22 protein-coding genes are annotated in these 20,212 nt (G+C 63.2%); 15 read left to right on the top strand and 7 right to left on the bottom strand.

The window, feature by feature from the left end:
• Positions 1-49: 49 nt before the first annotated feature.
• The 5 genes from LGQ03_RS03930 to LGQ03_RS03910 all read left to right on the top strand — a co-directional run bounded on the left by LGQ03_RS03930 (position 50) and on the right by LGQ03_RS03910 (position 4,422).
• Positions 50-1,081 (top strand): substrate-binding domain-containing protein, encoded by a 1,032-nt coding sequence (locus LGQ03_RS03930; RefSeq protein WP_090160050.1) that lies wholly within the window; start codon positions 50-52, stop codon positions 1,079-1,081.
• Between the two features lie 153 nt (positions 1,082-1,234).
• Positions 1,235-2,575 (top strand): sugar ABC transporter permease, encoded by a 1,341-nt coding sequence (locus LGQ03_RS03925; protein ID WP_226747333.1) that lies wholly within the window; start codon positions 1,235-1,237, stop codon positions 2,573-2,575.
• Between the two features lie 9 nt (positions 2,576-2,584).
• Positions 2,585-3,364 (top strand): ATP-binding cassette domain-containing protein, encoded by a 780-nt coding sequence (locus tag LGQ03_RS03920; RefSeq protein ID WP_090160048.1) that lies wholly within the window; start codon positions 2,585-2,587, stop codon positions 3,362-3,364.
• Between the two features lie 81 nt (positions 3,365-3,445).
• Positions 3,446-3,895 carry a thiol-disulfide oxidoreductase DCC family protein gene (locus LGQ03_RS03915; protein ID WP_226747332.1) on the top strand — a complete coding sequence of 150 codons (450 nt, stop codon included), beginning with the start codon at positions 3,446-3,448 and terminating at the stop codon, positions 3,893-3,895.
• Positions 3,892-4,422 carry a DUF4166 domain-containing protein gene (locus tag LGQ03_RS03910; RefSeq protein WP_226747331.1) on the top strand — a complete coding sequence of 177 codons (531 nt, stop codon included), beginning with the start codon at positions 3,892-3,894 and terminating at the stop codon, positions 4,420-4,422. The genes LGQ03_RS03915 and LGQ03_RS03910 overlap by 4 nt, the downstream gene beginning before the upstream one ends.
• Here LGQ03_RS03910 and purU read toward each other — a convergent pair.
• The 3 genes from purU to LGQ03_RS03895 form a co-directional block, all read right to left on the bottom strand.
• A complete protein-coding gene (gene purU, locus LGQ03_RS03905; protein WP_226747330.1) occupies positions 4,419-5,303 on the bottom strand; it encodes a formyltetrahydrofolate deformylase in 885 nt (294 codons plus the stop codon). The two genes, LGQ03_RS03910 and purU, sit on opposite strands and share 4 nt — an antisense overlap.
• Positions 5,304-5,463: 160 nt before the next feature.
• Positions 5,464-6,066: a protein-methionine-sulfoxide reductase heme-binding subunit MsrQ gene (locus LGQ03_RS03900; protein ID WP_226747329.1), complete on the bottom strand. Its 603-nt coding sequence runs from the start codon at positions 6,064-6,066 to the stop codon at positions 5,464-5,466.
• 62 nt (positions 6,067-6,128) lie between these two features.
• Complete coding sequence (locus tag LGQ03_RS03895; protein ID WP_226747328.1) at positions 6,129-6,659, bottom strand: EF-hand domain-containing protein; 531 nt, start codon at positions 6,657-6,659, stop codon at positions 6,129-6,131.
• A gap of 236 nt (positions 6,660-6,895) precedes the next feature.
• Here LGQ03_RS03895 and LGQ03_RS03890 point away from each other — a divergent pair, with 236 nt between their 5' ends.
• Positions 6,896-7,612: a response regulator gene (locus LGQ03_RS03890; RefSeq protein WP_226747327.1), complete on the top strand. Its 717-nt coding sequence runs from the start codon at positions 6,896-6,898 to the stop codon at positions 7,610-7,612.
• Positions 7,609-8,931 carry an ATP-binding protein gene (locus LGQ03_RS03885; protein WP_226747326.1) on the top strand — a complete coding sequence of 441 codons (1,323 nt, stop codon included), beginning with the start codon at positions 7,609-7,611 and terminating at the stop codon, positions 8,929-8,931. Before LGQ03_RS03890 ends, LGQ03_RS03885 begins: the two co-directional genes overlap by 4 nt.
• Here LGQ03_RS03885 and LGQ03_RS03880 read toward each other — a convergent pair.
• Positions 8,928-9,956 (bottom strand): phosphotransferase family protein, encoded by a 1,029-nt coding sequence (locus LGQ03_RS03880; RefSeq protein WP_226747325.1) that lies wholly within the window; start codon positions 9,954-9,956, stop codon positions 8,928-8,930. The genes LGQ03_RS03885 and LGQ03_RS03880 overlap by 4 nt on opposite strands.
• A 131-nt stretch (positions 9,957-10,087) precedes the next feature.
• On the opposite strand from LGQ03_RS03880, the gene LGQ03_RS03875 reads away from it, so the two are divergent.
• Positions 10,088-10,852, top strand: coding sequence for an SDR family NAD(P)-dependent oxidoreductase (locus LGQ03_RS03875; RefSeq protein WP_226747324.1), 765 nt, complete (start codon positions 10,088-10,090; stop codon positions 10,850-10,852).
• Here the strand turns inward: LGQ03_RS03875 and LGQ03_RS03870 are convergent.
• Positions 10,846-11,670, bottom strand: a complete 825-nt coding sequence (locus tag LGQ03_RS03870; RefSeq protein ID WP_226747323.1) for an alpha/beta hydrolase — start codon at positions 11,668-11,670, stop codon at positions 10,846-10,848. The genes LGQ03_RS03875 and LGQ03_RS03870 overlap by 7 nt on opposite strands.
• A 119-nt stretch (positions 11,671-11,789) precedes the next feature.
• Between LGQ03_RS03870 and LGQ03_RS03865 the strand changes: the two genes are divergently transcribed.
• Entirely contained in the window at positions 11,790-12,842 is a 1,053-nt protein-coding gene (locus LGQ03_RS03865; protein ID WP_226747322.1) for a hydroxyacid dehydrogenase, read from the top strand.
• Here the strand turns inward: LGQ03_RS03865 and LGQ03_RS03860 are convergent, their stop codons facing one another.
• Positions 12,843-14,357 carry a malonate--CoA ligase gene (locus tag LGQ03_RS03860; protein WP_226747321.1) on the bottom strand — a complete coding sequence of 505 codons (1,515 nt, stop codon included), beginning with the start codon at positions 14,355-14,357 and terminating at the stop codon, positions 12,843-12,845.
• A 742-nt stretch (positions 14,358-15,099) separates the two neighbouring features.
• Between LGQ03_RS03860 and dusA the strand changes: the two genes are divergently transcribed.
• Together dusA and LGQ03_RS03850 are read left to right on the top strand one after the other, a co-directional pair.
• Positions 15,100-16,098 carry a tRNA dihydrouridine(20/20a) synthase DusA gene (gene dusA / locus LGQ03_RS03855; RefSeq protein WP_226747320.1) on the top strand — a complete coding sequence of 333 codons (999 nt, stop codon included), beginning with the start codon at positions 15,100-15,102 and terminating at the stop codon, positions 16,096-16,098.
• A 12-nt stretch (positions 16,099-16,110) separates the two neighbouring features.
• A complete protein-coding gene (locus tag LGQ03_RS03850) occupies positions 16,111-16,923 on the top strand; it encodes a sulfite exporter TauE/SafE family protein (RefSeq protein ID WP_090160489.1) in 813 nt (270 codons plus the stop codon).
• Here the strand turns inward: LGQ03_RS03850 and LGQ03_RS03845 are convergent.
• Positions 16,920-17,576 (bottom strand): helix-turn-helix transcriptional regulator, encoded by a 657-nt coding sequence (locus LGQ03_RS03845; RefSeq protein WP_090160491.1) that lies wholly within the window; start codon positions 17,574-17,576, stop codon positions 16,920-16,922. The genes LGQ03_RS03850 and LGQ03_RS03845 overlap by 4 nt on opposite strands.
• 178 nt (positions 17,577-17,754) lie before the next feature.
• Here LGQ03_RS03845 and LGQ03_RS03840 point away from each other — a divergent pair, with 178 nt between their 5' ends.
• From LGQ03_RS03840 to LGQ03_RS03825, 4 genes are read left to right on the top strand one after another with little or no spacing between them, the layout of a single operon-like run.
• Complete coding sequence (locus LGQ03_RS03840) at positions 17,755-17,982, top strand: twin-arginine translocase TatA/TatE family subunit (RefSeq protein WP_056033637.1); 228 nt, start codon at positions 17,755-17,757, stop codon at positions 17,980-17,982.
• 23 nt (positions 17,983-18,005) lie between these two features.
• Positions 18,006-18,479, top strand: a complete 474-nt coding sequence (tatB, locus tag LGQ03_RS03835) for a Sec-independent protein translocase protein TatB (RefSeq protein ID WP_226747319.1) — start codon at positions 18,006-18,008, stop codon at positions 18,477-18,479.
• Complete coding sequence (tatC, locus tag LGQ03_RS03830) at positions 18,476-19,345, top strand: twin-arginine translocase subunit TatC (protein WP_090160495.1); 870 nt, start codon at positions 18,476-18,478, stop codon at positions 19,343-19,345. The genes tatB and tatC overlap by 4 nt, the downstream gene beginning before the upstream one ends.
• Positions 19,342-20,184: an ATP-binding protein gene (locus tag LGQ03_RS03825; protein ID WP_226747318.1), complete on the top strand. Its 843-nt coding sequence runs from the start codon at positions 19,342-19,344 to the stop codon at positions 20,182-20,184. The genes tatC and LGQ03_RS03825 overlap by 4 nt, the downstream gene beginning before the upstream one ends.
• Positions 20,185-20,212 lie beyond the last annotated feature (28 nt).

The following is a 20,212-nucleotide window of genomic DNA, read 5'->3' as shown; positions in this document are numbered from 1 at the left end:
GAGATCCCGAATCCGCGCGTTGCGCGGCACAACCGTCTGGGAGGACACAATGAACAAGTCAATTATCGCCGCCGTCATCGCGACGGTCGGTTTCAGTTCTGCCGCGCTGGCCGAAAGCCACAGCGTCACTGTTGGCGTGAGCTGGTCCAACTTTCAGGAAGAGCGCTGGAAAACCGACGAAGCAGCCATTCAGGCCGCATTGGAGGCGGCTGGCGCAAGCTATATTTCCGCCGACGCACAGGCCTCTGCGGCCAAGCAGCTGACCGATATCGAAGCCCTGATCGCACAGGGTGCTGACGCGCTGATCATCCTTGCGATGGACAAGGACGCAATCGGGCCGGCAATCGACCAGGCCGCTGCCGAAGGCATCCCCGTTGTCGGTTACGACCGTCTGATCGAGGACGAGCGTGCGTTCTACCTGACCTTTGACAACAAGGGTGTCGGCACGATCATCGCCGAAACTGTGTCCGCCGCGGCCCCCGAAGGCAACTATGCGATCATCAAGGGCGATCCTGGTGATCCCAACGCGCTGTTCCTGCTGGAAGGCATGATGGAAGTGTTGCAGCCGATGATCGACAGCGGTGCCGTCACCATCGCAGGTGAGGCATTCACCGACGGCTGGAAGCCCGAGAATGCACAGCGCAACATGGAACAGATCCTGACATCCAACGACAACAACATCGATGCCGTGCTGTCCCAGAACGACGGTATGGCCGGTGGTGCGATTGCAGCACTTGCAGCGCAGGGTCTGGACGTGCCGGTCGGTGGCCAGGACGGCGATCTTGCTGCGCTGAACCGCGTCGCACGTGGCACGCAGACTGTGTCCGTCTGGAAAAACAGCCGGGATCTGGGCGGTCGCGCCGCTGATATCGCTGTCGCACTGGCCAGTGGCACCGCACTGGACGCCGTGCCCGAGGCACAAAAGTGGGCTGGTGGTGAAAACGGTGTGGAAATGAACGCCATCTTCCTCGCACCGACACCGATCACGGCCGACAACCTGAACCTCGCGATCGACGCAGGCCACATCTCGAAAGAGCAGGCATGTGAAGGCGCGATGGAAACCGTCGCAGCCTGCCAGTAAGGCAAACGACACTCCGGCGCGGGCCTTTCCCGCGCCGGATACCCGCATGGACGCGGTGCTGCCGCGACCATGTTTGCCTGCATATACCGCTGCGCCTTTGCGCCGGTTGCGGGCCATCAATTCACAGCTCAGATTACACGCGCAGGACAGAACATGACTGACAGCACTGCCTCGACGCCCGCGTCGCCTTCGAACCCACCGCCCGGCACTGACCGACCGGGCGCCTGGTCCCGGTTTCTGACCGCGACCGAGCTGGACACGCGGCTGATCGGCATGGTGGCCGCGCTGGCACTGATCTGGGTCGGTTTCCACATGTACGGGGCCATCGTGAACAACTTTGGCGCGTTTCTGACGCCGCGCAACCTGTGGAACCTCAGCGTGCAGACGTCGAGCATCGGGATCATGGCGACGGGCATGGTGCTGGTCATCATCACCCGCCACATCGACCTGTCGGTCGGGTCCATCCTGGGGTTCTGCGCCATCGTGATGGGCATGTTGCAGGTCTATATCCTGCCGCCGATCCTGGGGCTGGGCCATCCGTTGATCTGGATCATCGCAGTCTTGGCGGGCATTCTGAGCGGTGCGATCATCGGTGCATTCCAAGGGTCGCTGATCGCCTATGGTGCCATTCCTGCGTTCATCGTGACGCTGGGCGGTCTGCTGGTCTGGCGCGGTGCGGCATTCCTGATCGCACGCGGCGAGACGATTTCCCCCGTGGACAGCACCTTTGCTCTGCTGGGCGGCGGGCCTTATGGCGCGGTCGGTGCCACGGGCAGCTGGATCGTGGGTCTGATCGTCTGTGGCGGCATCATTTTTGGCGTTCTGAACGGCCGACGTCAGCGGACCAAGTTCCAGTTCAAACAGCGTCCGGTCTGGGCTGACAGCTTTTTGGCGTTGCTGGGCTGTGGCGCGACGATCGGTGCGGTGATCCTGGTCAATTCGTACTACTGGCCACGTGGCATCGTGAACCAATGGGCGGCGGCCAATGATGTGGTCGTGCCGGAAACCGGCCTGCAGATCAGCTACGGTTTCGCGATCCCCGTGCTGATCCTTGCGGTCGTGGCGGTGGGCATGAATTTCCTGCTGACCCGCACGCGGTTCGGGCGCTACGTCTTTGCCATCGGTGGCAACCCCGGGGCGGCCGCCCTTGCCGGCATCGACACCAAATGGATGACGGTCAAGATTTTCGCGATCATGGGCGGTCTGGCCGGTCTGGCCTCTGTCGTGGCGTCGGCGCGTCTGAATTCCGCCACCAACGCGCTGGGCACCCTGGACGAGCTCTACGTTATCGCCGCTGCCGTGATCGGTGGCACATCGCTGGCAGGGGGCGTCGGCACGATCTTTGGCGCAATCCTGGGCGCGCTGGTGATGCAGTCGCTGCAATCGGGCATGGTGCTGATCGGATTTGACGCCGGCATGCAGCAGGTCGTCGTGGGTTCCGTGCTGGTGCTGGCCGTGTTCCTCGACATTCTCTACCGTCGCAAGTCAAAGTAAGGGTCTGACATGGCTGAGCAAAATAACATTGATCGCAGCGGAACCCCATTGGTCGAGATGCGCAATATCTCGATCGCATTCGGCGGGATTCAGGCTGTCGATGACGTCACTGTCGATCTCTACCCCGGCGAGGTGGTGGGCCTGCTGGGGCACAACGGCGCCGGTAAATCGACGCTGATCAAGATTCTGTCCGGCGCCTATGCAGCTGACAGTGGTGAGATCTACGTCAACGGCGAAAAGGCGGAAATCAACAACCCCCGTGATGCCCGCTCCTATAATATCGAAACCATCTACCAGACGTTGGCGCTGGCCGATAACCTGGATGCGGCCAGCAACCTGTTTCTGGGACGCGAGCTGATTACCCGGGCCGGGATGCTGGACGATGCCCAGATGGAGGCCGAGGCCCGCAAGATCATGCACCGCCTGAACCCGAATTTCAAAAAATTCGCGGAACCGGTCAGCGCATTGTCGGGCGGTCAGCGTCAGTCCGTCGCCATTGCGCGGGCGGTTTATTTCGACGCAAAAATCCTGATCATGGACGAGCCGACCGCAGCACTGGGGCCGCAAGAGACCCAGATGGTGGCCGAGCTGGTGCAGGAGTTGAAACGCCAGGGTCTGGGCATTTTCCTGATCAGCCACGACATCGCCGATGTCATGGAATTGTGCGACCGCGTGTCCGTGATGAAGAACGGCCAGCTGGTCGGCACCGAAAAGGTCGAGGATGTGACCGACGACGACATCCTGGGCATGATCATTCTGGGTAAGAAACCGGGGCAGGCCGCGGCCTGACCCAGTGGCGTGACGACGTGGCACAGGCCGCGCGTCACGCCAACCTTGTGCTGACGCGCCCAAATCGGGACAGTCGGGCGCATGACAGACCTCCATTCCTATCGCCATGACCCACAGGTGCCGGTGTTCGACGATGCGGACCCGGTCGCCGTGATGGACGCCACATGTGCGGTCTGTAGCTGGGGCGCGCGGATGATCCACAGGATGGACCGCACGGGGCGCGTGCGCATTTGCCCGATCCAGACACCGCTGGGGGCGGCCCTGCTGCGGCACTACGGCATGGATCCCGACGATCCGGTCAGCTGGATGTACGTTGATGCAGGTGTACCATATCGCAATATGGAGGGCGTGATACACGCCGCCCGCAGCTACGGCGGATGGGGACGGTTGGCTGGGGCGTTGCTGGTCCTGCCGCGTCCGCTGCGTGATTGGCTTTATCTGCAGTTTGCGCGCAATCGCTACGCGATCTTTGGGCGCGGTGATCTGTGCGCGCTGCCTGATCCGGCGTTCCAGAACAGGCTGATGACATGACAACGCCGATCTTCAAACGGGTGCTTGACGATGATTTCGCAAAACTCCCGTCCGAAATTCAGCGCACCCACCTGACGACAGAGATCTCTCGGTGGCAGGGCCGCAGTGCGATTGACCGGGGGCCGGGGATCTGGCCGCGCCTCTTGTGCGCGTTGTTCCGGTTTCCGCCGGCGCAGGACGATATCGCCGTGACGGTGACAAAGACTGTGACGCCAAAGGGCGAAACCTGGGTCCGGCAATTCGGACGTCACCGTTTTCAGTCGCATCTGTCGGTGCGGGACGGCGTGATGCACGAACGTTTTGGTCCGTTCACATTTGCCATCGGGCTGACGGTTGCGGATGGCGCACTGCACTACCCCGTGCAGGCGGGGCGGCTGGGGCCAATCCCGCTGCCGCGGTGGTTGCTACCGATTTCGGTCGCGCGTGAATACGTCGTGGGCGGGCTGTTCCATTTTGACGTGGCCTTGCGCGCACCGATCACCCGGCGGGCGATGGTGCGCTATCGCGGTCATTTGCGGCAGGCCTAGCCCATCCGTTCGCTGGTGTAGGACCCCGGCGAGGCGGGAAAGACCACCGTCTTGTTGCCGTTGATGAACACGCGTCCGTGCACATGGGCGTGGATCGCGCGGGCCAGCACCTGTGCCTCCACATCCCGGCCCAGACTGACGTAATCGTTGGCGGATTGCGCATGGGTCACGCGGATCGTGTCCTGTTCGATGATCGGACCCTCGTCCAGATCGGCGGTGACATAGTGTGACGTCGCCCCGATCAGTTTCACGCCACGCTCGAAAGCCTGCTTGTAGGGGTTGGCACCCTTGAAGCTGGGCAGGAACGAGTGGTGGATGTTGATGATCCGGCCCGACATCTGTTTGCACATCTGGTCCGACAGGATCTGCATGTACCGGGCCAGCACGATCAGGTCCGCGCCGGAGTCGTCGACCACCTGCATGATGCGCGCCTCGGCCTCGGGCTTGTTTTCCTTTGTGACCTTGATGCAGTGGAACGGGATGTCGTGATTCACAACAACCTTTTGATAATCCATGTGATTCGAAACCACGGCTGCGATTTCGATGGGCAGCGCACCGATGCGCCAGCGATACAGCAGATCGTTCAGGCAATGGCCGAACCGGCTGACCATGATCACGACCTTTGGCTTGATCGCCTCGTCAAAGAAATCGAACGTCATGTCGAAATCGGCCGCCAGCGCGCCAAAGGCCTGCGTCAGCGCATCCAGGGTCTTGCCCTGTTCGGACTGGAAACTGACCCGCATGAAAAACATGCCGGTGTCCGCGTCGTCGAATTGCGCGGAGTCAGTGATGTTGCAGCCGTGATCTGCCAGAAACACGGCGATCGCGGCGACGATGCCACGGCGGGATAGGCAGGTGACGCGCAGTGCAAAGGTATCCATCGGGGTCTCTTTTCGGTCGTATCTACGGTTGGCGCACTTCTTGGGCGGGTGGGGCTTGGCGTCAATGGGCGCTCTGCCACAGGACGCAAATTAGGCGACAAATCCGGCGCGCGTCGCGCAAAGGCGGCGCGTGATGCGCCGCCTGCGACCAATCTGCGGATCAGGCCGGGGTGGCCTGCCTGTGCGGGTGCCTCTGCCAGTACCACAGGCGCCATAGTTCCAGCGCGGCCAGCGGGGCAAAATGCACGATCGCGGCACCGGGGCTGTCCCAGTCGTGGATGCTGGCCCAATGCACCAGCGTCAGCACGGCAGCAGGATAGACCCAGCGTTGCAGCGTCTTCCAGCGGCGGCCCAGACGTCGCACCATCGCGTCAGTCGAGGTCAGCGCAAGTGGGATGAAGATGATAAAGGCGATCCAGCCGGTCCAGATATACAGGCGCGGCAATGCAGCGATGACTGTTGCGACGCTGGATGTGTCGATGAGGTAGAACGCCGTATGAATTGCTGCGTAAACGAATGACGCCGCACCGAAATGGCGGCGGCTCTTGCGCAACCAGCGCGCGATGGGCCGCCCTTTCAGCAACATCGCCAGCGGCGTCATCATCAGGGTGATGATCAGCAGACGCGCGGCCCATTCGCCCGTGGGGTGGACAAGGATATGGATCATGCGCGGATTGTCCGAGGTCAGACTGACGATGATCCACAGCACGGGTTGCAGGGCCAGCAGGGCCCAGAGCGGATAGGGGTTGAGGCGATGCAGCATGGCGTTTGTCCTGTCGTGGTCATGAAAAAGGGCGGCACCATCAGGTGCCGCCCTGTTCAGGTTCAGCCGCGGTTGCGGCGTCCCAGGTCCAGGTTGCCATCCCCGTCGCGGTCCAACCGTTGGGTCAGCGCATCGAAACGTCTATCCATTTCCTGCGCCGAAATCATGCCATCGCCGTCCGCATCCAGGTTCTGGAATGCATCGACCATCCGTTCGCGGATGAATTCGGCGTAGAGCGTGTTGAACTCTTCCAGGGTCAGTGCTCCGTCGCCCGACGTATCAGCCTCGGTCACCTTGGCCGTGCGAAAGGCGTCGATTTCCGCCACGGTCAGCGCACCGTCGCCATCGGTGTCGGCCTGCATGATGATCTGGCCCATGATTTTGCGGCCGCCGTCACGCCCGTTGTGGCCCCTGCGGCCTTCGCCGCGCTCGGCGCGGGGTTGGCGTGCCTTGGTCGCGGTGCCGTCGGTCGGCGCAGACTGGGTCACGGCTGCCTCGGGGGTGGCAGCCTCCTGGGCGGTTGCAACCATCGCGCCGCTTGCAGCCAGTGCCACGGCGAGGAATGTCATCGGCAGAATGTTTGCGTTTTTCATCGTATGATCCTTTCAAGATCCGGTTGGCAGAGGCGCGGCATGCGCCCCGATGACCGTGATCTAGCCGTTCATCGCGTGCGATGTGTGTCAGCGACAGCAGGGTTTTGTCGCCATGTGTCACAGGGGCGGGTCCTGATACATCTTGCGACAAAGTTCTGCGTCATGCGGGCGCTGCGCACTGGATCGGCGGGGGCTGACCCCGCTATGACAGGGGGGGCAACAAGTGGATTTCACCGATGACCGACGCAGAGGCCCCCCAGATCCTGATCGTGGACGATGCGCGCGACATCCGCGAACCGCTGGGCCAATACCTGCGCAAACAGGGTTACCGCACGCAGCTTGCCGCGAACGCAGGCGAGGCGCGTCGCACATTGGACGAGGCGCGGATCGCGCTGGTGATCCTCGACATCATGATGCCAGGCGAAGACGGGCTGAGCCTGTGTCGCTGGCTGGTCGAACACAAGGGGCCGCCGATCATCCTGCTGACCGCCATGGCCGACGGCACCGACCAGATTGTCGGGCTGGAAATGGGGGCCGACGATTACGTCACCAAGCCGTTCAATCCGCGCGAACTACTGGCGCGGATCCGCGCCGTTCTACGTCGCGTACCCGAACCGGCGGCAGTGGTTGCCAGTGACCGCAGGCGGTTCGGAGCTTGGGTGCATGATCCCGCCGCCCAGTCGTTGGTTCATGACGACGGCCACAGCGTCGATCTGACCACGGGCGAGAGCCGCCTGATGGGGATTTTTCTCGATCATCCGGCGACCGTGCTCAGCCGGGCGCGTCTGTTGGATCTGACCGCCGGGCGCGACAGCAAGGCCTATGACCGCGCCATCGACAATGCCGTCAGCCGCCTGCGCCGCAAGATCGAGGATGATCCGGCACGCCCCGTGTTGATCGTGACCGAATGGGGCGGCGGATACCGTCTGGCGGCCGAGGTGACCCCGGCATGAGGCGGTTGTTTCCCAGCGGCCTTGCAGGGCGGTTCATGCTGCTGCTGGCGGCAGCCCTGATCGCGGCCAATGTCGCGGCGCTGATCCTGTTGTCGGTGGACCGGGTGCAGGGCGACCGCGCCGCGTTGGCCCAACGCGAAATCGAACGCGTGGTGTCGCTGGTGCCCGCGATCGAGGCCGTTGCCGCCGCCGAACGGATGCGGATCGCTGCCGAGGCATCGACCCGGTTTTCCCGCGTGTCGGTCACGGCAGATGCACTGGTCGGACCCGCCGCAGGCGGTCTGCCGCGTGTGCAGCGTCTTGTGCAATCGCTTGGTGACATGCTGCCGGGCAGAGAGGTGAGGGCGTCACTGATACCCGCACGTGGCGAGGACCGGGGCAGGGCGCGGATCGAGGCGCTGGCGATCTCGATCCAGTTGCGCGGTCCGGTGGGCCAATGGTTGAATGTCGCGACACGGCCATTGCCACAGGACGGTCCGGATTTTGACGATCGGCTGTTCTTTTTGTTGTTGAGCCTGTCGCTGGTGTCCACCCTTGGGGTCAGTTGGCTGTTACTGCGGCGGTTGACCGGGCCGCTGACCCGCCTGACGGCCGCCACCCGCGCGGCCGGGCGCGGTGACCGCAGCGTCCGCGTAGTCGAGGGCGGCGCGCGCGAGCTGCGCGAGCTGGGTGTTGCATTCAACGCCATGCAGGCAAGCATCGCGCAGTTTGACGCAGAACGGATGCGCACGCTGGGGGCGGTGGGCCACGACCTGCGCACACCGATCACGTCGCTGCGGATCAGGGCCGAAATGCTGGACAGCCCAGAGGCGGCCGCAATGATCCGCACGCTGGACGAGATGACGGTCATGGCCGATGGTCTTGTGGCCTTTGCCCGTGGCGCAGCCGAGGCCGAAAAGGTCACACGCGTCGATCTGACCGTCTTGTTGACACGGTTGTGCGCCGAACGGGGCGCGGTGCTGGCCGACGCGGGTCCTGTCTGGGTGCGTGCACGGCCTGTCGCGCTGGGCCGGGCGCTGGGCAATCTGATCGACAACGCGGTCCGCTATGCCGGTCAGGCGCAGGTTGCTGTCAGCACCGCAGATGGCGCGGCGGTGGTCACGGTCAGCGACACGGGGCCGGGAATCGATCCCGCAAGGCTGGATGCGATGTTCGATCCCTTTGTACGCGGTGACGACAGCCGCAGCACTGACACCGGCGGTGCCGGTCTGGGCCTGTCGATCGCCCGCAATATCGTCCTGTCGCATGGCGGCACGATCACGCTGGCCAACCGCAAAGAAGGCGGTTTGCAGGCGCGCGTGACAATCCCGCAGGCCTAGCCGTCCAGCGCCGCCATCCCCTTGGCTGCGAACATCGGCACCATTTGACCGGCGCGGCGACCGGCCTCTGGGTTTGACGCATTGCCGTCCAGCGACCTGCGATAGACGCCCTGCAGGATCGCGGCCATCCGGAAAAAGCAGAATGCCACATAGAACCCAAGGTGCGCGATCCCGTCGATGCCGCGCCGCGCGCAATAGGCCGCGACAAAATCTGCATCCGTCGGCAGGCCAAGGGCTGCGCGGTCAACACCCTCCAGACCACGAGTATCTGGCCCCGTCGGCATCTGCCACTGCATCAGCACCGCCGCGAGGTCGGCATAAGGGTGGCCTGTGGTCGACAACTCCCAGTCCAGCACGGCGACGCAGTCCGTCCCGGCCTGTGCGAACATCATGTTGTCGATCCGGTAGTCGCCATGCACCAGCGTGCGCTGGCCGTCGTCGGGGGGCAGGTGGCGCGCCATCGCAGCGGTCAGCGCATCCATGTCAGGCAGGTGTGACGTTTCGGAGGCTGCATATTGCTTGGTCCAGCGCGCGATCTGCCGTTCAAAGTAGTTTCCGGGTGGACCAAAGTCGCCCAGCCCGACGGCGTCGATATCCACGTTGTGCAGGGCCGCCAGAACGCGGTTCCAGTCGTCCATCAGGGCGCGCCGTTCCGATACTGTCAGCCCGTCCAGCGTGGGTTCGTTGAAATTGCGCCCTGCCACATGGTCCATGACGTAGAAATCCGACCCGATCACCGACGGGTCCTGACACAGCAGATGCACGGGTGCGACCGGCACATCCGTGCCCGCCAGTGCCCGCTGCACCCGAAATTCACGGTCGACAGCATGCGCCGATTTCAGCAGCACCCCGGGCGGTTTGCGCCGCAGCACATATTTGCCCGCAGCCGTTGTCAGCAAAAACGTAGGGTTGGATTGGCCCACCTGAAATTTCTCTGCCGTGATCGGACCAGAAAACCCGGGCAGATGCGCTGTCAGATAGCGTTCGACCGCAGCAAGGTCCAAGGTCTGCGTCTCTTTCGGCATGTGCTGTCCTGTCAGGCTGTTGCGTCGGATCAGCAAAGCGCAAAGCCCGCGCCCGCGCAATGCCACAGTCCCGCTTGTCACGTGACGTGGCCCCGGTCATCGTGGCACGGTTTGCAGAAAAGGGGGGCATCATGGATCCACGGGACAAACTGGTCGTCGTCACGGGGGCCGCCGCAGGGATCGGGCGGGCGCTGTGCATGGCATTTGCCCAAGCCGGTGCGCGGCTGGTTTGTGTGGATCGTGACGGCCCGGGTGCTGCCGCGACGGCAGCGCTGGTGAACGGTCAGGCCGCCACGGTGGACTTGGCCCAAGAGGCGCAGGTCGCCGGCCTGATCGACAGGATCGAGTGTGACACTGGACCGATCGACCTGTTCTGCTCGAACGCCGGCATTTTTGTGTCCGGCGGGGTCGAGGTGCCCGATCCCGACTGGCAGCGCATCTGGCAAGTCAACGTCATGGCACATGTCTATGCCGCGCGTCATCTGGTGCCGCGCATGATCGCGCGGGGCGGGGGTTATCTGGTGAACACCGCCTCTGCCGCCGGCCTCTTGAACCAGATCGGTGCGGCTCCTTACGGTGTGACGAAACATGCGGCTGTCGGTCTGGCCGAATGGTTGGCACTGACCCACGGCGACGATGGGACCAGGGTATCTGTGCTGTGCCCGCAAGGGGTCGATACCGCCATGATCGCAGGTGGTGCGGGGGTTGCCGGGATCGATGGTGTCATACCGCCCCAAGCCGTTGCAGAGGCCTGCGTGCAGGGGGTGCTGGACGAGGTATTCCTGATCCTGCCACACCTTCAGGTCCGCGATTACATCCGGAACAAGGCGGATGACACCGACCGCTGGATCGGCGGCATGCGCAAGCTGAACCGCAGGTTTCGGAACGGTCAGTGATCCGTCGTCAACCAGCAGCGCACCAGCGCGCTGTCAGGATCGTCCAGTCCTGCGATGACGGAAAAATGGTTGTGATCGTCGTCGATGTGCAACGTGGTCGGCACGTCCAGCCCGTCCCAGATCGCAGCCATCAGGCGCGACTGGCGTAGGAATTCGGGCCTCTCACCGCCGCCGACCCAGCAGGTCATGGGAATGGCGCGGGCGGGGGCTAGCAAAGCGGGGCTTTCGGCCACGGCCTCTGCCTGGTCCAGGCACAGACGGTCATTCATTGCCGTGCGCAGCAGCGGGCGCAGGTCGAACAGCCCGCTGATCGCAATGACATGCGCCACCCGGTCCAGCACGCGGCTAGAGAGCGGGCTGTCGGCGCAGATCATCCGGGTGGCCAGATGCCCACCGGCGGAATGACCCGCCAGCCGGATGGGGCCGTCAACGCGCAGCGCCGCGGCGCTGATCGCCGCCCCGACCTGTGATGTGATTTCATTGATCCGGGCCTGGGGGGCCAGCGTGTAGCCCGGCAAACAAACCGCCCAACCGGCCGCGACCGCACCCGCGGCTAGATGGGTCCAGTCGGATTTTTCCGTTTGCAGCCAGTATCCGCCGTGGACAAAGACCGCCAGCCCGCGCGGCGTGCCCTCGGGCCAGACCAGATCATATCGCGCGCGTGGCGCTGCAGCGTAGGGCAGGTCGCGTTCGATCCGCACACCGCTGTCGCGAAAGGTTGCGGCCGCCATCGCCCATTGGGCCGGCAAGGTTTCGGACCCCGGAATATGGGCGCTGTTGGCAAAGGCATCGTCCCAGTCCCGGATCGGGTCCAACATGGCGGGCTCCTGTCTAATGGGAATGTGCTGACCCTAGCATTGCGCCGGACAGGCGCAATGCGGACTTTGCAGGCTGCGCGAAACCGGACATGCTGCCCCAAACCGGAGGAGGAGCCGCGATGAAACCCAAGATCATCCTTGCGCCGCACTGGCGCGGCATGACCGAACTGTTCGACGCAGACAGCCTGTCGCGGCTACAGGCCTATGACGTGGTCTGGGGCGAGGATGGGCCGATCCCGCCGGACATTTATGACGCTGCCCTGTCCGATGCGGCAGTCATCATCACGACCGATCCGCGCATCGATCAGGCGACGCTGGACCGCGCGCCCCACCTGCGGGCCGTGATCGAGGTGTCGGGCGAATTTCCCGCCACCATCGACTATGCGGCCTGTGATGCGGCCGGTATCCCAGTGCTCAGTTGCGCACCGGGGTTCAGGCAATCGGTTGCGGAAATGGGACTGGCGATGGCCCTAGGCTCGGCACGGGGGCTGGTGGCGGAACACGAACGGTTCCGTGTCGGGACTGAAAATTGGCTGGACGACATGAATGGCCGCGATAGAACGCTGTTCGGCGCGAATATCGGGTTTGTCGGTTTTGGACAAATCGCACGGGCGCTTTGCCCGTTGCTGGCCCCCTTTGGGGTAACCATTCGGGCACATGATCCCTGGCTGCCAGACGCTGTTGCAAAGAATCTTGGGGCCAGCTTGTGCGATCTTGATACGGTCATGGGCGCGTCTGACGTAGTGTTCGTCGTCGCGGTGCCGACATCGGAAAACCACAAATTGATCGGCGCGGATCAGCTGGCGTTGATGCCGAAGGGCGCACGATTGGTCGTGCTGAGCCGGGCGCATCTGGTGGATTTCGACGCGCTGATGGTGGCATTGGTGGCAGGTCGCATTCAGGCGGCCATCGACGTGTTTCCGACCGAACCGCTGGCCGCCGATCATCCGATCCGCAGCCTGCCCGGGGTGATTCTGTCACCACATCGCGCGGCGGCTGTGCCGGGCGGGCGGCAGTTGATCGGGCGGCTGATACTGGATGAGCTGGACCTGTTGTTCGCGGGCGAGGCACCGCGCCATCTGGCCCGCGCCGATCCGGCCCGCATGGCCAGTCTGACGGCAGTCAACACGGCGGCCTCGGTCGCGGATATGGCCGCCCGCAGGCAAGAATGATCACGCGCTGAAACTGCCCGCATAGGCATCGCGCAGGATGTTTTTCTGCACCTTGCCCATGGTGTTGCGGGGCAGCGCGTCCAGAGTGACGATTCGTTTTGGCTGTTTGAACCGCGCCAGTTTGGGGCCAAGCTGCGCCAAGATCGCATCTGGGTCGATCGTGGCCCCCGGTGCGGCGACCAGCACGGCGACAACGCCTTCTCCGAAATCGGGGTGCGGTGCGCCGATGACAGCACTTTCCAGAACACCGGGCTGTGCATCGAGCACTGCTTCGATTTCCTTGGGGTAGATGTTGAACCCGCCAGAGATGATCAGGTCCTTGTTGCGCCCGACAATGCTGACATAGCCGTCGGCATCGATCAGGCCGAGGTCCCCAGTGATGAAAAATCCGTCGGGGCGCAGCTCTTCGGCGGTTTTCTCGGGCATCTGCCAATATCCCTTGAAAACGTTGGGGCCGCGCACCTCGATCTGGCCGATGGTGCCGGGGGCCAGCTCTGCCCCGGTGGCCGGGTCGGTAATCTTGAGCGCGACCCCCGGCAGCGGCAGACCGACGGTGCCCGCCCGCCTGTCGCCGTCATAGGGGTTTGAGGTGTTCATGTTGGTTTCCGTCATCCCGTAGCGTTCAAGGATTCGGTGCCCGGTCCTGCCTGCAAAGCGGGCGTGCGTTTCTGCCAGCAGGGGCGCAGAGCCCGACACGAACAGCCGCATGTTGGCGCACAGGTTCGCATCAAATCGGTCCTCGTCCAGCAGGCGGGTATAGAACGTCGGCACCCCCATCAGGGCGGTGGCGCGGGGTAGGTGGGCCATGATCTGGTCGGTCTCGAATTTCGGCAGGAAAATCATCGCGCCACCGGCCAGCAACGTGATGTTGGTCGCCACGAACAGTCCGTGCGTGTGAAAGATCGGCAGCGCATGCAGCAGCACATCCTGCGCCGTAAAACGCCAGTATTCGGTCAGCGTCCGCGCGTTGGACAGCAGGTTGTCCTGTGTCAGCATCGCCCCCTTGGACCGGCCCGTGGTACCGGATGTATAGAGGAAGGCTGCCAGATCATCGCCGCTGCGCGGCACCGTGTCGAATTGATCGGGACACCCCGCTGCAAGGTCCGCGAAACTGCCAGCCCCTTGCGCGTCCAGGCTGTGCAAAAGGGCACCATGCGATTGCGCGACAGGTGCCAGATCCGTTGACCGCTGCGGGCTGGCCAGCACCAGTTTCGCACCTGCGTTGCCGATGAAATAATCCAGCTCTGCCGCCGTGTAGCCCGTGTTCAACGGCAGGAATATGACGCCTGTCTGGGCGCAGGCCGCATAGACGGCCAGTGCCTGAGGCGATTTGTCGATCTGCACGGCCAGCCGGTCGCCAGCGGCCAACCCCAGATCACTGATCGCATGGGCAAATCGTGCGGCCATCCGCAGGAATGCGTCATGCGTGATCGTGTTACCGTCCGGCAAGTGCAGAAACGGGGTCTGCCGCCCGGCATGACAGCCAAAGAGCGCATCATAGAGAGGGTTCGTCATGTGGGGCTGTCCTGCCTGGCTGCAACGGTCAGTCAGTGTCGCCACTTTGCGCGTTCCGTGCAAGCCATGTGCCAGGGTGGCAACGGCTCGGGACGTGGGGGCAGCGATGTCGCGCTGGTCGATCGCGCCGAACAGCCGCTGGTCGTCGCGGCTGCGGCATTCCATCCACACGTGATCGCCATGGGACAAACAAGGTGTGCTCGGCGTGGCTTCGCCCATCAGTCCCATCCCGCGAGGTTCGGTCAGTCAGGACGATCCGATGTCGCGCAATTTGGCGTTGGATAGGGGCTGTCGTCGGGCGGCATCTGGATCAGCGCGATTGCCGAGTCGACCGTAAGGTTATGGAAGCCTAAAACCACAAGCGCATCGACGATAAGGCGCAGCTCTTCCAATACCGTCGGATCAAACCCAATTTCATCTGCCAGCGTGACGATCGCATCGGCATTGGCACCGCTGAAATTGGCCAGAAGAGTTGCCAGATGCGGCAGATCTCACGCCGCCAGCGCGCGCAATGAGAACACCGAATTTTCCAGAATGGGCTTTCACGGGGCCTTCGCTGCTGAGCGCACCAAGCACCGTTATCGTTGGTCCCTTGTCATGGGGCAGGGGCACCGGATCACAGACCCACCCAAAAACTGCCGTTCACCTGTCTTTGATCTGGGGGTAGACCACCGCAATTCATGTGGATTATGTGTGCGACATGGCCCCGAATACCGGATCGCGGACCATAGGAGAGCTTAGAATGCCCAACAACGCAGCCACTTCGGGAGCGACACTATCTTGCGCCCCCATGATGGATTGGACCGACAGGCATTGCAGGTATTTTCACCGGCTGATGTCGCGTCAGGCGTTGCTTTATACCGAAATGGTGACGGCACCTGCTGTGGTGCTGGGCGACTCCGAAAGGCTCTTGCGGTTCAATGCACAGGAACATCCCGTGGCCGTGCAGCTGGGTGGGTCAGAGCCTGCGCTCTTGGCAGAGGCGACACGTATCGCGACCGCAGCAGGCTATGACGAGGTCAACCTGAATTGCGGTTGCCCGTCGGACCGTGTGCAGTCAGGGCGTTTCGGTGCCATCCTGATGACAGAACCCGATCTGGTCGCGGCCTGTGTCACGGCGATGCAGGACGCCACGCATCTTCCGGTCACCGTGAAATGCCGGATCGGCGTGGACGATCAGGACCCCGCGCAGGTTCTGCCCGATTTTCTGGAACGGGTCGCGGGGGCGGGTGTGACGCGGTTCACGATCCATGCGCGCAAGGCGTGGTTGCAAGGTCTCAGCCCCAAGGAAAACCGCGATATACCTCCGCTGGATTACGACCTGGTGCTGGCGATGCGGGACCGCTTTCCGGACCTGCATCTCAGCGTGAACGGCGGGATAGACAGCCTTGATCTTGCAGAGGATTTTCTGGCCAAGGGATTGGATGGCGTGATGATCGGGCGGGCGGCCTATCACGACCCCAGCGCGATCCTGCTGGACGCCGACCGCCGCATTTTTGGCAGCGACCACGCCATCACGGCGCATGAGGCGGTCATGCAGATGGTCCCTTATGTCGATGCGCATATCGCGCAGGGCGGCCGCCTGCACCAGATCACCCGGCACATGCTGGGGCTGTTTCAGGGTCGGCCGGGTGCGCGGATGTGGCGACGTCACCTGTCGGAAAATGCATCGCGCGACGGCGCATCATCGCAAACGATGCTGGACGCGCTCGCCTTCGTGACGCAGGTTGCCGCTGAATAGGGGGAACCAGTCATGGATGTTGTGTTGCTGTTGCAGATGGGGGCGCTGTTGCTGGTCATCGGCGCCTTTGGTGGGATTCTGGCCGGTTTGCTGGGCGTCGGTGGTGGCATCGTGTTGGTGCCTGCGTTCTATTACGCCTTCGTCGGGCTGGGGTTCGACGGGCCAGAGGTGATGCGCCTGTGCCTTGGCACATCCCTCGCGACGATCATCGTGACTTCGATCCGGTCGGTCATGTCGCACAACAAGAAGGGTGCGGTTGACTGGGATATCCTGAAAACATGGGCACCGGGCATCGTGATCGGTGCAATCCTTGGCACCTTGCTGGTGGCACAGCTGCGCACCAGCGCGCTTCAGGCGATTTTCGGCGTTCTGGCCGTGATTGTCGGCCTTTACATGGCGACGGGGCGCAATCACTGGCGGCTGGGCGATGCGATGCCCAAGGGCGTGCTGCGCGCGATCCTGTCACCGATGCTGGGCTTCTTGTCGGTGCTGATGGGGATTGGTGGCGGGTCGTTCGGCGTGCCGGTCATGTCGCTCTTCGGGGTGCCCATCCACCGGGCTGTTGCGACGGCGGCTGGATTTGGCGTGATCATCGCAGTGCCAGCGGTCGTGGGTTTCCTGCTGACGCCGATGCAGGACGCGCCGCCGTTCACCATCGGGTCGGTCAATGCGGTGGCGTTCCTGCTGGTCATCGCCATGACCCTGATCACCGCCCCGATGGGGGCCGCGCTGGCCCACCGGATCGACGCAAAACCGCTCAAGCGGGGGTTTGGCGTGTTCCTGATCCTGGTGGCGCTGAACATGCTGCGCAAGGTGCTGTTCTAGAACGCATTTGCGCGGTAGTCGGCCAGCGTCTTGCCCGGCTCGTCGACGAATAGACCGGGCAGCAGGCGCAGGCCGGTCATTTGATCCAGTCGCAGGTCGTCGAACCTGCGGCCGGTTTCGTTCCACGCCGTCAACGTCCAGAGCCTGCCCCAATAGTCCAGACGCAGCGGCCGCAAGGTCGCGGTCTGATCGCCTATTGTCACCTGCACGCGCTGGCGGGCCCGCACCGCCTGCCGCAACGCCGCCAGGTGCTGAAACCCGCGTGCGGCATCGGCAAACGGATAGATCGCCAGTGCGTGATGCGCGGGATCGCCCGATTCTTCTGGCAAGAGCGCGTCCAGTTTTGCCGACAGACCCTGTGCAGCGCGCGACAGTTCCCCGTCATGGCCCTGTGCCACGACCGCAAGACCGATCGTCAGTGCCTCGACCTCGTCCATGGTCAGGTTCAGCGCGGGCAGTGTGACCGCTGCGGTGATCCGGTAGCCCACGCCGCGTTCCCCCGAGACCGGCACGCCGGAGGCGGCCAGCGTGTCCATGTCGCGATAGATCGTGCGGACATGCACGCCTGTGGCCTGCGCCAGCGCCTCGGCCCGGTGAAGCCCGCCACGGCGCAGCAATTGCACGATCCGCATCAGCCTGTCGGCACGTTTCACAGGCGATCCTCCCTCCTGACAGGTTTCTGTCGCAAGTTGTGAAAAGTCCAGCAAAAAAAGGTGGATTGCCCGTTTGCAATTCCGTGAAAGCCCTTTCAAACGGGCGCACCGCGTTTTATGTCTGTTGGGTCATTACCGCCGTGGGAAGCCACCCGCCGCGCGCAAAGGGGAATTTGAAATGTTGAACAACATCGGCCTTCCGGGCCTTCTGCTGATCGCCGTCGTCGTACTGGTCCTGTTCGGGCGCGGCAAGATTTCGTCGCTGATGGGCGAGGTCGGCAAGGGCATCACCGCGTTCAAACGCGGTGTCGACGACGGCAAGAAAGAACTGGACGACAGCTTTGGCGATGCGCGCGACGTCACACCTGACGCAAGCGTCGACAAAGCCGACAAAGACAAAGTCTAAGCCACAGATAGGGGGCGCTGCCCATGTTCGGCCTTGGCGCGAGCGAAATGATCCTTTTGGGGATCGTGGCCCTGATCGTGATCGGGCCAAAGGACCTGCCTAACATGTTCCGCACGCTGGGACAGTTTACCGGCAAGGCGCGGGCTATGGCGTCCGAATTCAGCCGCGCGATGGAGGCTGCGGCCGACGATGCGGGGGTCAAGGATATCTCCAAATCGATCAAGGCGGCGGCCAATCCGCAGGCCTTCGGACTGGACAAGGCCCGCGAGGCCGCCGGTCTGAAGGACAAGCCGGCATCCGCTACGGCCAAGCTGTCTGCCGAACGGCAGGCGGCCAAGGACAAGATCAGCGCCGCTGCGGCACAGGCGGCCGAGGACCGTCAGGCGCGCGAGGCCGCTCAGGCCGAAATGGACGCGGACAACGCCGATTTCATGTCAGCCGAGGCGGCCGATACCACGGACACGCCCCCCAAACCCAAGGATGAGGCCAAGGCATGAGCGCTGCCGACGAACTCAACGACAGTGCCGCACCGCTGATCGAGCACCTTACCGAATTGCGCGACCGGCTGATCCGGTCGCTGGTTGCGTTCATCATCGGGATGATCATCTGTTTCACCGTCTGGAACCCGATCTTTGATTTCCTGACACGTCCGCTGTGCCGCGCGCTTGAACTGGACGGCCAGGACTGCGGCCTGATCTTTATCGCCCTCGAAGAAGGCTTCTTTGTCGCGATCCAGATTTCATTGCTGGGCGGTCTGGTGCTGGCGTTCCCGGTCATCAGCTACCAGTTGTGGCGGTTCGTGGCACCGGGGCTGTACAAGACCGAAAAAGGCGCGTTCCTGCCGTTTCTGGTGGCCTCGCCGTTCATGTTTTTCCTCGGTGCGTCATTCGCCTATTTCGTCATCACGCCGCTGGCGTTCGATTTCTTTCTCGGGTTTCAGCAGGGCAACACACTGACCGACGGACCAGAGGGGGCGACGACGCAGGCGGCGGGTCTGCTGTTTCAGGGATCGGCCAAGGCCTATCTGAACCTGACGATCAAATTCATCGTGGCCTTTGGCCTGTGTTTTCAGCTGCCCGTCCTGCTGACCCTGATGGGCAAGGCCGGTCTGGTCAGCGCGGTGGGTCTGCGCAACACGCGTAAATATGCCGTGGTTGGCATCCTGCTGGTGGCGGCGCTGGCGACACCGCCGGATGTCGTCAGTCAGGTGATCCTGTTTGTCGTGGTTTATGGCCTTTACGAGGTGTCGATCCAGCTTGTCGCGCGTGTCGAACGGCAGCGTCTGGCCAAGCTGCGCGCCGAAGGCATCGTGGGCGAAAATGAGGATCTTGACGGAAACCCCATCGATGATGACGCGAAATGAGTGATGCAGCCCTTGAACGGATCGCGGCGGCGCTGGAACGGCTGCGTCCGGGCCCTGCGGTCGCCCCGGATTTCAGCGCGGCGAACGCGTTCGTCTGGCAGGCCGATCCTGACCGTCTGGTGCCCGTTGATCGCGTGTCCCGCGTGGATGTCGACCTGCTGGTCGGGATCGACAGGTCGCGGGATACATTGCTGGAAAACACCCGCCGTTTTGCCGAAGGCTTGCCGGCCAACAATGCGCTGTTGTGGGGCGCGCGCGGGATGGGAAAATCCAGTCTGGTCAAGGCGGTGCATGGCAAACTGAATGCCAGCCATCCGCAGCTGAAGATCATCGAAATCCAACGCGAGGACCTGCCGTCGATCAGCCGCTGCCTGCACCTGCTGCGCGGCGCGGACGCGCAGTTCATCCTGTTTTGCGATGACCTGTCGTTCAGCCATGATGATGCGCATTACAAATCGCTCAAGGCCGTGCTGGACGGCGGCATCGAAGGGCGGCCCGACAATGTCGTGCTTTACGCCACATCGAACCGGCGGCACCTGATGCCGCGCGAGATGATCGAGAACGAACGCGCCACGGCGATCACACCGGGCGAGGCGGTCGAGGAAAAGGTATCCCTGTCGGACCGTTTCGGCCTGTGGCTGGGGTTCCACGCCTGCGATCAGGATCAGTTCCTGACCATGATCCGTGGCTATTGCGATTCCTACGGGATCGCCATTGATGACGCCACACTGCGCGCCGAAGCAATCGAATGGCAGGCCACCCGTGGAAGCCGGTCCGGTCGCGTGGCCTGGCAGTACTTTACGGATTTGGCAGGACGACGCGGCGTGGCGATCCATTAGGATCGCCCGGGGGCGCTGCCCCCGGACC

This window comes from Loktanella gaetbuli (genome assembly GCF_020531945.1).
Lineage (GTDB): Bacteria > Pseudomonadota > Alphaproteobacteria > Rhodobacterales > Rhodobacteraceae > Loktanella > Loktanella gaetbuli.
Note: the sequence above shows the minus strand (reverse complement) of the source record. Positions and strands in the feature narration are given on the sequence as shown.

Coding starts and splice junctions, on each gene's coding strand:
- LGQ03_RS03930 (WP_090160050.1), top strand. CDS start 50: ATGAACAAGTCAATTATCGCCGCCGTCATCGCGACGGTCGGTTTCAGT.
- tatB (WP_226747319.1), top strand. CDS start 18,006: ATGTTCGGCCTTGGCGCGAGCGAAATGATCCTTTTGGGGATCGTGGCC.
- dusA (WP_226747320.1), top strand. CDS start 15,100: ATGCCCAACAACGCAGCCACTTCGGGAGCGACACTATCTTGCGCCCCC.
- LGQ03_RS03860 (WP_226747321.1), bottom strand. CDS start 14,357: ATGACGAACCCTCTCTATGATGCGCTCTTTGGCTGTCATGCCGGGCGG.
- LGQ03_RS03890 (WP_226747327.1), top strand. CDS start 6,896: ATGACCGACGCAGAGGCCCCCCAGATCCTGATCGTGGACGATGCGCGC.
- LGQ03_RS03840 (WP_056033637.1), top strand. CDS start 17,755: ATGTTGAACAACATCGGCCTTCCGGGCCTTCTGCTGATCGCCGTCGTC.
- purU (WP_226747330.1), bottom strand. CDS start 5,303: ATGGATACCTTTGCACTGCGCGTCACCTGCCTATCCCGCCGTGGCATC.
- LGQ03_RS03850 (WP_090160489.1), top strand. CDS start 16,111: ATGGATGTTGTGTTGCTGTTGCAGATGGGGGCGCTGTTGCTGGTCATC.
- LGQ03_RS03895 (WP_226747328.1), bottom strand. CDS start 6,659: ATGAAAAACGCAAACATTCTGCCGATGACATTCCTCGCCGTGGCACTG.
- LGQ03_RS03880 (WP_226747325.1), bottom strand. CDS start 9,956: ATGCCGAAAGAGACGCAGACCTTGGACCTTGCTGCGGTCGAACGCTAT.
- LGQ03_RS03875 (WP_226747324.1), top strand. CDS start 10,088: ATGGATCCACGGGACAAACTGGTCGTCGTCACGGGGGCCGCCGCAGGG.
- LGQ03_RS03865 (WP_226747322.1), top strand. CDS start 11,790: ATGAAACCCAAGATCATCCTTGCGCCGCACTGGCGCGGCATGACCGAA.
- LGQ03_RS03920 (WP_090160048.1), top strand. CDS start 2,585: ATGGCTGAGCAAAATAACATTGATCGCAGCGGAACCCCATTGGTCGAG.
- LGQ03_RS03825 (WP_226747318.1), top strand. CDS start 19,342: ATGAGTGATGCAGCCCTTGAACGGATCGCGGCGGCGCTGGAACGGCTG.
- tatC (WP_090160495.1), top strand. CDS start 18,476: ATGAGCGCTGCCGACGAACTCAACGACAGTGCCGCACCGCTGATCGAG.
- LGQ03_RS03910 (WP_226747331.1), top strand. CDS start 3,892: ATGACAACGCCGATCTTCAAACGGGTGCTTGACGATGATTTCGCAAAA.
- LGQ03_RS03900 (WP_226747329.1), bottom strand. CDS start 6,066: ATGCTGCATCGCCTCAACCCCTATCCGCTCTGGGCCCTGCTGGCCCTG.
- LGQ03_RS03870 (WP_226747323.1), bottom strand. CDS start 11,670: ATGTTGGACCCGATCCGGGACTGGGACGATGCCTTTGCCAACAGCGCC.
- LGQ03_RS03925 (WP_226747333.1), top strand. CDS start 1,235: ATGACTGACAGCACTGCCTCGACGCCCGCGTCGCCTTCGAACCCACCG.
- LGQ03_RS03885 (WP_226747326.1), top strand. CDS start 7,609: ATGAGGCGGTTGTTTCCCAGCGGCCTTGCAGGGCGGTTCATGCTGCTG.
- LGQ03_RS03915 (WP_226747332.1), top strand. CDS start 3,446: ATGACAGACCTCCATTCCTATCGCCATGACCCACAGGTGCCGGTGTTC.